The organism is Herminiimonas sp. (genome assembly GCF_030645555.1).
GTDB lineage: Bacteria > Pseudomonadota > Gammaproteobacteria > Burkholderiales > Burkholderiaceae_D > Oxalicibacterium.
This window is the reverse complement of record NZ_JAUSME010000209.1, coordinates 1-10,714: the sequence shown is the minus strand read 5'-3', so window position 1 is coordinate 10,714 and position 10,714 is coordinate 1. Positions and strand designations below refer to the sequence as shown.

10 protein-coding genes are annotated in these 10,714 nt (G+C 53.7%); 7 read left to right on the top strand and 3 right to left on the bottom strand.

Annotated features, from left to right (window positions below; genetic code table 11):
• Positions 1-780: sensor histidine kinase (locus tag Q7T06_RS08095; RefSeq protein WP_304783163.1), on the bottom strand; the 780-nt coding region annotated here is incomplete at its 3' end.
• A 532-nt stretch (positions 781-1,312) separates the two neighbouring features.
• Here Q7T06_RS08095 and Q7T06_RS08090 point away from each other — a divergent pair.
• From Q7T06_RS08090 to Q7T06_RS08060, 7 genes are all read left to right on the top strand, one after another.
• Positions 1,313-1,666: a hypothetical protein gene (locus Q7T06_RS08090; protein ID WP_304783160.1), complete on the top strand. Its 354-nt coding sequence runs from the start codon at positions 1,313-1,315 to the stop codon at positions 1,664-1,666.
• Positions 1,667-1,764: 98 nt separating this feature from the next.
• Positions 1,765-2,148: a hypothetical protein gene (locus Q7T06_RS08085; RefSeq protein ID WP_304783157.1), complete on the top strand. Its 384-nt coding sequence runs from the start codon at positions 1,765-1,767 to the stop codon at positions 2,146-2,148.
• A gap of 471 nt (positions 2,149-2,619) precedes the next feature.
• Complete coding sequence (gene pgaA, locus Q7T06_RS08080; protein WP_304783155.1) at positions 2,620-5,100, top strand: poly-beta-1,6 N-acetyl-D-glucosamine export porin PgaA; 2,481 nt, start codon at positions 2,620-2,622, stop codon at positions 5,098-5,100.
• Positions 5,101-5,111: 11 nt separating this feature from the next.
• Complete coding sequence (gene pgaB, locus Q7T06_RS08075; RefSeq protein WP_304783153.1) at positions 5,112-7,193, top strand: poly-beta-1,6-N-acetyl-D-glucosamine N-deacetylase PgaB; 2,082 nt, start codon at positions 5,112-5,114, stop codon at positions 7,191-7,193.
• Between the two features lie 3 nt (positions 7,194-7,196).
• Positions 7,197-8,531 (top strand): poly-beta-1,6-N-acetyl-D-glucosamine synthase, encoded by a 1,335-nt coding sequence (gene pgaC / locus Q7T06_RS08070; protein ID WP_304783149.1) that lies wholly within the window; start codon positions 7,197-7,199, stop codon positions 8,529-8,531.
• Entirely contained in the window at positions 8,528-9,025 is a 498-nt protein-coding gene (gene pgaD / locus Q7T06_RS08065; RefSeq protein ID WP_304783146.1) for a poly-beta-1,6-N-acetyl-D-glucosamine biosynthesis protein PgaD, read from the top strand. Before pgaC ends, pgaD begins: the two co-directional genes overlap by 4 nt.
• Before the next feature lie 127 nt (positions 9,026-9,152).
• Complete coding sequence (locus tag Q7T06_RS08060; RefSeq protein WP_304783143.1) at positions 9,153-9,599, top strand: hypothetical protein; 447 nt, start codon at positions 9,153-9,155, stop codon at positions 9,597-9,599.
• A 102-nt stretch (positions 9,600-9,701) separates the two neighbouring features.
• Here Q7T06_RS08060 and Q7T06_RS08055 read toward each other — a convergent pair whose 3' ends face one another.
• Positions 9,702-9,881, bottom strand: coding sequence for a hypothetical protein (locus Q7T06_RS08055; RefSeq protein ID WP_304783140.1), 180 nt, complete (start codon positions 9,879-9,881; stop codon positions 9,702-9,704).
• Positions 9,882-9,997: 116 nt separating this feature from the next.
• Entirely contained in the window at positions 9,998-10,336 is a 339-nt protein-coding gene (locus Q7T06_RS08050; protein ID WP_304783137.1) for a hypothetical protein, read from the bottom strand.
• Positions 10,337-10,714: the final 378 nt, after the last annotated feature.

The following is a 10,714-nucleotide window of genomic DNA, read 5'->3' as shown; positions in this document are numbered from 1 at the left end:
GATGGCGCGCAATGGCGAGCGCAGATCATGCGACACCGAATAGCTGAAGCTCTCCAGCTCCTTGTTCGTCAACTCCAGCTGCGCAGCACTTTTCTCGATCTCGCGCTGCGCGGTTTTACGATGCGCTATTTCCCACAGGATCAGCCAGAAAGCCGATATCAGCAGCGCCAGCGCCAGCAGATTACCGAGCAATATCCACAGCTTGGTTGATTTCGCCTCGGACTCGACCTGCTGCGCACGTTCCAGCAGCAACTTCTCTTCAAGAGAGATCATGCTATCGGCTTGCGCGCGCAATTGATCCATCAGCAACCGGCCCTGACCACCCACCAATTCCATGATTTCGGTGTTGCTGATCGCACTCCGGTCCGCCAAGGTATCTATCCCCAGGCGCAAGACACGCATTTTCTGGTCAGCCAGATTTTGCAATACATCAATCGAATCCCTCTGCGCAGGATTGTCGGACGTCAGTGCCCGCAATGCCGCAATCGCATTGGGAAGCTTGATGACTACATCATGATGCCCACTCAGAAAAACTTCGTCGCCAGTGATCAGGTAACCACGTTGCGCAGATTCTGCATCCTTCACATCGGATGCGACTTGATTGATTTGCTTGATGACGAGATGGGTGTGTTCGACCAGGCGTGAACTGTTCGCAAACTGCTCGACGCTGTAAAAAGTCACGAACGAAATCAGCAGCAGCAGCAGAAAAGCGGCAGCCAGCCCCAACTTGGTTAGCCACTCTTTCCTGATCCTTTGATGTGATCCAGATGCGATAGACATTTCCACCCTTGTCTGAACAATTTTTTCTTGCCTGATCAACGCCGAGCATGCGTTCATCACAACATCTTTTTATAAGGGGGTAGGTAGCTGAAAATTCGAAAAATGCCCTTGCTACCATCGCGGCGTCTGCCTCCTCCGCGTATCTAGTTTTAAATGATTCTAGTGTATAAATTTCGATCGCAGTTACATCTGATTGAAAATTTATGTGTCATGAGAAATAAGCGCGTTTCACTTTCGATGCCGCGCAGAGAAGCGCTCACCAAAGACATGTTAAATACACTATTTTTTCTCCCATAAACATGGCAAAACAGTGTAATTTTTTCAAAAAAAATAATCATTCGTCAACATGACAATGCAATTTACTGAATCGAAAAACTTTATTGCGCATTCGACAATATGACTCCCGGCTGTGAAGCATGCATAAGCAAATAGTGCCGATATATCGTTGATGACATTCAAAAACTGAATACAGTGCGCGCGAGGATTACAATATCGTCACCAGCAGTTTCAACACATTTGAATGGATAGCACGATGGAAAACGCCGTATACGACAACGCACTCACCGCATTGAAAAACCTTTTCGGCACACCGCGCCCTCTCGTCAACAAGAATGGCGCACGCTTCCTGCGCAACGGCACCATCACGATCTATCACACCGAACTCGCGCCCGGCAATGAAGCAGAAATCGCCTTCAATGTGCAGCCTATTGCCGCGCTCTATCACATACCGTCGGCAACACTGAGCAGTCTGCTCGATGAATGCAGGTACCTGACAGGCAAGCCAACCGAAACCAACAAGGCTCAGAACTGGCCGCGTATCGGCCTGGCGACGGAAGAAGATGTAGCGCGCGTGATGGAAAAGCTGTCAGCCGTGCTGGTCAAGTAAGGCTATTACACACGCTCCTGCCAGATTTGATCCGCGCGTATAAACTGGACACATCACTGGATGCGTCGCAGGTACGCCAAAGCGACAAGGAGAAAATGATGGACAAGCTGAACGTGCAATTTCACGTTTCCGTTTTGACCGTACCAGGCTTCATCACGGCAGATCAATTCCCGGAATGGCTGCATCGAGAAGCACGCGCCATCCAGGAACTGAGCGACGACGACAGCCTGACGATACTCAGATTGTTTCTTGCTGCACGCATCAAGGAAGCCTGGGGCCGCAAAAAACTGGATGTGCTGCTGCAAGCCATCACAGACAAATACCCGCACATCTTTCGGGTGGAAATGGTCGTCATCGACAACCAGCTCAATAGCGACGAGAAGGAACTGATACAGTCGGATGCAGAGTACGAACTTGCACAAATACTTGAAACGGTTAAACAGTTTCAGGAATTGAAGATAGCAAAAAGTAAATTGCATTAAGCAGATTGCATTAAGCCGATCCTGCAGCAACACCCTTCTCATTCCACGGTTCAGCATCGCAGCACCAGGGCAGCTATCCAGCGCACTGTCTGCTGAGTGCGCGTGCCCCATAATTCTGCTGTTTCAAGCGATACGCATAGTCAGCACAAGTGCATGTAAAAAATGCACGAGCACTTTTCACATTTGTATCGTCTTCTGTGTGTCTGAGCGCACATACACCCGTTGGTGCCGCGACCTATCCTGCGGCAGTGTCTTCAGTCTGCCAGCAACACGAACTTAAGCACCCATTCGAAAACATGAGGCCAGTGCCAGCGCACGATCTTTGGCATGCCCTGTTTTTCTGATGGAACACCTCAACGCACCGTAATCCAAACAGCTTCCTGAAAAGTCATCCTGTCGGGCTCGGCAGTGAGGTGACTGCATGTCCATTGAAATATAACGATTTAAAAGATCAAGAAATCAGATTGCTTCATGCATAAAAAATATCAGCATTTGAAAATCGCCAAATCAGGATTGTTATGTTTCTTATTGGGCTTGAGCGCAACAGGCATCGCGCATGCAGCCATTCCGCCAGCAGAATATGACGGTGTAATCCGCGCCGCGCGAGATGGCCAGACTGCATCTGCAGTAGAAAAACTGACCTTGTGGCACAACACGTATGGCGACGATCAAAAGATTCTGTACGACCTGGTAGTCGTGCTCGGCTGGGCTGGAGAGTTCAACACGGCGCTGGCCTACTACGATCAACTGCTTAAGGCAGACACCCCTGCTTACGTCTTGAAGTCACTCGCCTACTCGGCGGGTAAGGTGGCGCGCTGGAACGATGCAGAAAAAGCCTACCGCCTCGTCTTGCGCACGACACCCGGCGACTATGAAGCGCACGCCGGCCTGGTGGACGCGATGTTTGGACAAAAGCGTCCTGACGACGCGCTGCAGTATGTGCAGGGATTTTTACCAAAATTTACTTCTGCCTACAAAGCCAAAGATGTGCAGATGATCATGTTGCTGGGCTCCGTATATACGCGCCGCAGCGAACATCTGCTGGCGGCAAATGCCTATCAAAGTGCAGTACGACTGGATCCGCAATCACGGCTGGCCTTTCGCAGCTATGTCATGGCGCTGAACGCCGCCGGCATGTCTTATCTGGCTGCACGCACTGCCGACCGCAGGCTCGACTGGTTCAGCGCAGAAGAACAGCGTCAAATTGCACACGCTGGCGCAGGACGTACCGTCAACTTCGGGCAAAGCCAGTTGAACGTCGACTACAGGCAGCCGCGCTTCGCTAGCACCGATGCTGCACTGGATGAAAACCAGAAAGTCACGCAACGTTTCGGCGAACAGCCGGTTACCGAATTCGATCGGATGATTGCACTGCGCGACCGGCAACGCATGACCGAAGTGGTCGCGCTGTATCAATCGCTGCAGGCATCCAATATCGCTATCCCGCCTTATGCCAAAGCGGCCGCCGCCGATGCCTATTTATATCTGGAGCAACCGGAAACAGCGCGCGACCTGTATCTTTCCGCAATCGAAGAAGCGCGTGCCGGCGATGTCGCCACTATCGACGCGTGGCAAATCGGGCTGGCCTATGCGTACAGCGAAGTGGAACAACACGATCAGGCGCAACAGACGGCCGATCGCTTGTTTCTGGCGACGCCACCGTTCGCCAACGTCGGCATTCCAGGCGTGCAGGCACCGAATGAAGATTATCCGACAGCCGCCGTACTGACCGTGCTGGTACGCATGTATGCCGAGCGTTTGCAGGATGCAGAGAATCGCCTTGCTGTATTGCGCCAGCATGCACCATTCAATCAGCAGATCAGAGCTGCCTCGGCGGATTTGCATGTCGCGCGTGGACAGCCGCGTGCTGCCTTGAGCGAATACGAACTGATGCAGATCGACGATCCCAAGGCCCTCGGGCCGCAAATAGGTCGCGGCAATGCCTTGCTCGCATTGAATCAGTTCACCGATGCCAAGCAGGTACTGCCTGCCTTGCAAAACGACTATCCGGAAAACAAGGGCGTACAGAATTTTTCTCGCCAGCTCGATATTTACGACAGACCCTATCTGCAAGTCACCAGCACATTTGGTAAAGGCGGCGGCATCGCAGGCGCGGAATCAGTGGTCGATGCACGCCTCTATTCGGCTCCGCTGACAAATTCGCTGGGCGATCCGTATCGCGTGTTCAGCCATGTTTCTCATGCCGATGGCCACCTGAAGGCAGGCAGTGCAGGCAATACCCAGGTTGGACGCAGCAGAATCGGTGTCGGCATGGATTACCGTGTACGCGATCTGAGTCTGGCAGCAGAGATCAACCACGCCATTGAAAGCGCCAATCGCAGCGGCGTGGCATTTGCGATGACGAAGGATTTTTCCGATGCATGGCTGATGCGCCTGGAAGCAGATAGCAATGTCAACGACCTGTCTGCTGCTGCCTTCAACAATGATGTGACAGCCAAACGTTTGACAGCCGGACTGACCTGGCAGCAGAACGAAGCGCGCAGCATCGATGGCGAAATATCGAATACCCGCTTCAGCGACAACAACCGGCGCGACGCCGCCGCCCTGGCATGGACGGAACGCTGGATGAGTGGCCCGGTGTTCAAGCTGGACTCGATACTGGGATTGGCTACTTCCCGCAACAGCGCATCCAACGCCGTCTATTTCAATCCATCCAGCGACAGGGAAGCCACCGTCACGCTCGTCGCCGAATGGAAAACATGGCGTCGTTATCGCCGCTCGATGACACAGCAGGTGCAAGTGTACGGCGGACGCTACTGGCAGCAAGGTTTTGCGTCTGGCGCAACGTCCGGCGCGCAGTACGGCCACGCCTGGTCATTCGATGATGCCTTCACCTTGAGCTACGGCATCGGCAGCAGCAAGCATCCTTACGATGGCGCGCAAGAGAAACGCCATTACGGTTATCTGAATCTGAATTGGGCAATCAAATGAGCGACATCCTGATGAATACAGTAATCCGCATACGCGCTGCTACGAGCATATCAATACGGTGGCAAAAAATTCTGCTGTCCCTGCTGACGGCAGCACTATTGCCGCATGCAGCATATGCGCAGCAACCATCGACGGCCGCCCTCGCCACGCCGCGACTGCAGACACTGTTGCCGGCCAACGATACGCCGCAAACCTATCGCGTGCTGGCTTATCACGACATCCGCGACAATGTACGCGAGACCTTCAAGACGCGGCCGGAAGCGACCGCTGTCGATACGCAAGACCTGATACAACACCTGACCTGGATAGATCAAAATGGCTATCGCCCGGTCAGCCTGCAGCAGATCGTCGATGCGCGTGCCGGCAAGAAGCCGTTGCCCGACAAGGCGATTCTTCTGACCTTTGATGACGGCTTTGCCAGCGTCTATACCAAAGTCTTTCCCTTGCTCAAGCAGTTCAATTACCCGGCTGTCATCGCCATCGTCGGCGACTGGATACAAACGCCAGCGGATCGCGCCGTGCAGTTTGGCGATATACGCGTGCCGCGTTCTGAATTCGTCAGCTGGGATGAAATACGTGAAATGACCGCTTCCGGTTTGATCGAAGTCGCCTCGCACTCGCATGGCCTGCATCAAGGCATCATCAGCAATCCGCAAGGCAACCTGATGCCGGCAGCTGTCAGTCGCCTCTATCAGGTGCAGGACCCGCATTACGAAAACGATACCGCTTATGCACAACGCATCAAGGCCGATTTGCTGCGCAGTTCAAAACTGATAGAACGTGAAACCGGCAAGCGTCCGCGCGCAATCGTCTGGCCTTATGGCGCCAACAGCCATATCGTCAATAAAATTGCGGCAGAAACCGGCATGCCGATTTCGCTCAATCTGGAACCCGGCCCGAACACACCCAAAGACGATCCCTCACGCATACGCCGTTCACTGGTGGTATTCGATACCGGCCTTGCGGGGCTGACGCAATTGCTGCGGCAACCGGCCAGCTACGACGGCCTCGAGCAACCGCTGGAACGCGTGATCCATGTCGACCTCGATTATGTCTACGATGCCGATCCGCTGGTGCAGGAAGCCAACCTGTCCAAACTGCTGGATCGCATCTATCGCCTGCATCCAAGCACGGTTTATCTGCAGGCATATTCCGATCCGGATGGCGATGGCGTGGCAGACGCGATGTATTTCCCAAGCCGCAACATGCCTATGCGCAGCGATCTGTTCGCACGCGCCGCATGGCAATTGCAGACCCGGGTCGGCGTGCGCATCTTTGCCTGGATGCCGGTCATGGCTTTCAAGTTGCCGTCATCGCACCCAGCCGCCATTCACCTGGTGCAAACCATGACAGGCGCGCCGGCATCGGCGTCACAGAATCGTTACCTGCGTCTTTCGCCCTTCGATCCCGTCGCGCGCAAGGCCATCACGGAAATTTATGAGGATCTCGGCAAGCATGCAATTTTTGCCGGCGTCCTGTTCCATGACGACGCCACGCTGTCGGATTACGAAGACGCCAGCCCGGCCGCGCTCGCCGTCTATCGCGATCAATGGAAGTTGAAAGGTTCATTGCAGGACATACGCAACAATCCGCAGGCGCGTCGTACCTGGGCTACGCGCAAGACTGCATATCTGAGCGAGTTCACAATGCATCTGGCAGACACGCTGCGCATATACCAGCCTGCCTTGCAGACAGCGCGCAATCTCTACGCGCAACCGGTGCTCAATCCTGAAGCGGAAGACTGGTTTGCGCAAACACTGCCAAATTTCCTCGCCACCTATGACTACACCGCCATCATGGCCATGCCTTATATGGAAGGTGCAGCAGAACCCACTGTGTGGCTGGATCAGTTGATCAGCAAGGTCAAACAAACACCCCATGCATTGCGCACGACAGTGTTCGAACTGCAAAGTCGCGACTGGAAAACCGGCAAGCCGATTCCATCCAATATCTTGGCGGCACAACTGCGTCAGCTACACAGCGCTGGCGCACGCAACCTCGGCTATTACCCGGACGACTTCCACGCCAATCAGCCGGAAGAGCACATCATCAAACCCGAAATATCGGTGGAAACCCATCCGGTTCGAAAGTAAGCCATGCAATTTGAAAACATCCTGTTTGGATTCACCTTCTATTACCCGCTGTTCATGGCCTACGTATGGATCATCGGCGGCATTACCTACTACCTGCGTTACGAGCGCACCGGATTGCATCAAACCGATCCGCTCGCCGAACTCACGTCACTGCCATCGGTTTCCATCATCGTTCCCTGCTTTGACGAAGGCGATAACATCCGCGACGTCGTCGAGGCCTTGAGCACACTGAATTATCCTAACTACGAAATCATCTGCGTCAACGATGGCAGCAAGGACAATACAGGCGTCATCCTCGATGAGTTAATGCAAACGCACCCTATGCTGCGCGTGGTTCATCAAGCGCGCAATCAGGGCAAAGCCGTCGCCCTGAATACCGCAGCCCTGATCGCGAAAAGCGAATTCCTGATGTGCATCGATGGCGATGCGATACTGGATCGCGATGCCATTCCATGGCTGCTGCAGCATTTTGAAAACGGCCCGCGCCTCGGTGCCGTCACCGGCAATCCGCGCATCCGCACGCGCTCAACCCTGCTCGGACGTCTGCAGGTCGGCGAATTTTCCTCGATAGTCGGTTTGATCAAACGCACGCAAAGGATTTACGGCCGGCTGTTCACAGTATCCGGCGTCGTCACGATGTTTCGTCGCCGTGCCCTGCTCGATGTCGGATTCTGGAGTCCGGAAATGCTGACCGAAGACATCGATATCAGCTGGAAGATGCAGTTGCATCACTGGGATGTGCGCTTCGAACCGCGTGCACTGTGCTGGATACTGATGCCGGAGACGCTCAAGGGGCTGTGGCAGCAACGCCTGCGCTGGGCGATGGGCGGCATCCAGGCGATAGCCAAGTACGGCTATATCTTTGGCGCATGGCGCTTGCGCCGCATGTGGCTCATTTACATTGAATACATCATGTCAGTGCTGTGGGCCTTCGCGATGGGCACGGTATTGATGTTGTGGCTGCTCGATCTATTCATTCCGCTGCCGGAAAAATGGCAGGTGGCAATCATACCGAGCTGGCACGGTGTAGCGATCGGTACTACCTGTTTGCTGCAGGTATTAACCGGCATGATACTCGACCGCCATTACGACAAGAAGGCATTCCGTCATTACTTCTGGATGATCTGGTATCCGCTGCTGTACTGGATGCTCAATATGTTCACCACCATCTGGTCTGTGCCCAAGGTTCTATTCCGTCGCCGCGGCAAACGCGCAGTCTGGGTCAGCCCGGATCGCGGCCTCAGCCCAGTCGACTCACGCAATACCGGGACGGCGGCCGACGGCGTGATGCGTCCGGCACCATTGCAAACATCCATCGCCAAGGTAGATCAACCATGAAGACTAAAAAAGACAGACCGCGCCTGAAGCTCATATTAAACATGCCCGGTCTGGTATCGATGCCAAGCAAAATCGGCAGCGGCCTGTTCACCGTCGTGTTCTGGGGATTGTTTCTCTATCTGTGGGTACCGCTCATTACCCTGGTCGCCTGGGGTATGGGCATCTACCATGCATACAGCGAAGTACAGTACGCGCAGGAGCTGCTTAATCTGAGGCATCTGCTCTTTACCTACAGCATGGTGGTGGTGCTGCTGTGCGGCTCCCTGCTCTTGTGGGCACTCAAGGAATACCTGCGCTTTCGCGACTCAACGCGACGACACGTTCCGATCCCGGTTGCAACCACAGAGCTTGCCGACTATGCCAGGCTGGATGCAGAACATATCGTTCAATGGCAGGGAATACGCAGGATGGTTGCGCATCATGACGAACATGGACACCTGCGCGAGATGGCCGTGCATGCCGCCAGAACAGAAGCCACTCCCAGAGTCGCTTGACGAAACAACAGCGCAAGGCTGTCAGTGATTTTTTTGCCCGAGGTGGACATCCTTTGTTACAACAAAGCTGGCAAAGCAGGATAGGCGCATCGTAAGATAGATACGTAATCCCAAACAAGAGATCAAAATGAAAAAGCTGACAGCAAGCATCATCCTCATTACATGCTCACTCACAGCCTGCGCTGTAGACGATGGTTACGGCTATCGCAATCAGGGCGGCACCTACATAGAGCAACGCAGCTACGGCAGTTCCATAGGCGGCACGACCTGGTATCGCGAAGAAGTGCCGTATTACCCCAACACCCCCAATTACGATCGCAACCGCAACGGCATCCCGGATAACCGCGAAATTGATCGCAATCGCAATGGCATACCAGACAGCAGAGAGATAGACCGCAATCGCAACGGGATACCCGATCAGCGGGAAGCAGACCGCAACCATAACGGCGTACCAGACCAGCGTGAACTGGATCGCAACCGCAACAACGTACCTGACTACAAGGAGCGCGACCGGGACCGGGATGGCATACCGGACTATAAAGACCACCGTCCGGGTAATTTTTACAGTCGCTAACGTCGCATCAGCGGAGCGCGCCCTTCGATACAGGCAGCTCGCGAAAAACAGTCGAAAAAAAACGCGCCTACTTTACGTGGCGCGTTTTTTTGCATTTACTTCTTATTTTGTATCTTCATCCGCAGTGCTGGAGGCAGCTTTGTCTTTATCCGCACGCGTAATCGTTTTGCCTGAATGGACAGGATCTTCACCAGGTACCGTTTCATGAACGATAGTAGGACGATGCGAACGATCCTTCAATTCGTCGTCTTTGTTTTTTGCTTCGTTATTTTGCTTGGTCATGAATGTCTCCTCTGGGTAAGGGGTAATTGATCCTACAGCGTATCACCACCAGCAAGCTCAGACAAGCTGGCTCTTCATGCAGGAATAGAGCTATGCCGTTGGGCTGCACGACAAGGCTAACCGCCATGAAAGCCTCGCAGGATTTCATCTTCAGGCTTGTTGGGATCCACGGTCGAATCGTTTGTTCTCGCAGGCGAATCAAGCTTATGGCTATCTTCAGCGTTTTGTCGCAGCTTCTCTTTCGATACTTCCGGCGGCTCCGGATTGGCATTGTTCAGATTGACCCCTTCAGCGTTTCCTTCAGGGTCTGTAGCAGCCGCATGGTCTGCACTGATGCGCCGGGATGGATTGTGCCCCGGCTGCTGCGAACCTGATTTTTCTGCCTGCTCAACCGGAGTCTGGGTCTGCTTAGACTTGCGGTCAGAATTGCTTACTTCGATTTTGCGCTCGGTCATGGCAATCCCCTTCATTGATGATCTTCCATTGTGCGGCTTCGTTTCCCTGGTGCGCATCAGACAACATGAGCATCGCTTGTGGGAATCCGGGAAGGCTGTCACTAGCCGTGACGCAAAGACGATGATAGACAAAGCTCAACGATCAAAAGTACTCAGTCGCAAACGAACGAGAATATTTCAGTAACTTTGCTGTAGCGCGACAGGAAGTCCCTTCTAATATCCCATAGATGTGCGATTGCTCACTTTGATCACGTATGGCAGCATGCTACATAACTTGCTATAAAATTCTCCTGGGCACGGGATCCTGGCGAAAACAATAAATATTCTCTAACGGAGAAGCGCATGCCAACTTCACTTTCCAAGTTTAATCTTTATGTG

Bases quoted from the DNA above. Each gene is read 5' to 3' on its own strand.
- Q7T06_RS08090 (WP_304783160.1), top strand. From the start codon at position 1,313: ATGGAAAACGCCGTATACGACAACGCACTCACCGCATTGAAAAACCTT.
- Q7T06_RS08085 (WP_304783157.1), top strand. From the start codon at position 1,765: ATGGACAAGCTGAACGTGCAATTTCACGTTTCCGTTTTGACCGTACCA.
- pgaA (WP_304783155.1), top strand. From the start codon at position 2,620: ATGCATAAAAAATATCAGCATTTGAAAATCGCCAAATCAGGATTGTTA.
- pgaB (WP_304783153.1), top strand. From the start codon at position 5,112: ATGAATACAGTAATCCGCATACGCGCTGCTACGAGCATATCAATACGG.
- pgaC (WP_304783149.1), top strand. From the start codon at position 7,197: ATGCAATTTGAAAACATCCTGTTTGGATTCACCTTCTATTACCCGCTG.
- pgaD (WP_304783146.1), top strand. From the start codon at position 8,528: ATGAAGACTAAAAAAGACAGACCGCGCCTGAAGCTCATATTAAACATG.
- Q7T06_RS08060 (WP_304783143.1), top strand. From the start codon at position 9,153: ATGAAAAAGCTGACAGCAAGCATCATCCTCATTACATGCTCACTCACA.
- Q7T06_RS08055 (WP_304783140.1), bottom strand. From the start codon at position 9,881: ATGACCAAGCAAAATAACGAAGCAAAAAACAAAGACGACGAATTGAAG.
- Q7T06_RS08050 (WP_304783137.1), bottom strand. From the start codon at position 10,336: ATGACCGAGCGCAAAATCGAAGTAAGCAATTCTGACCGCAAGTCTAAG.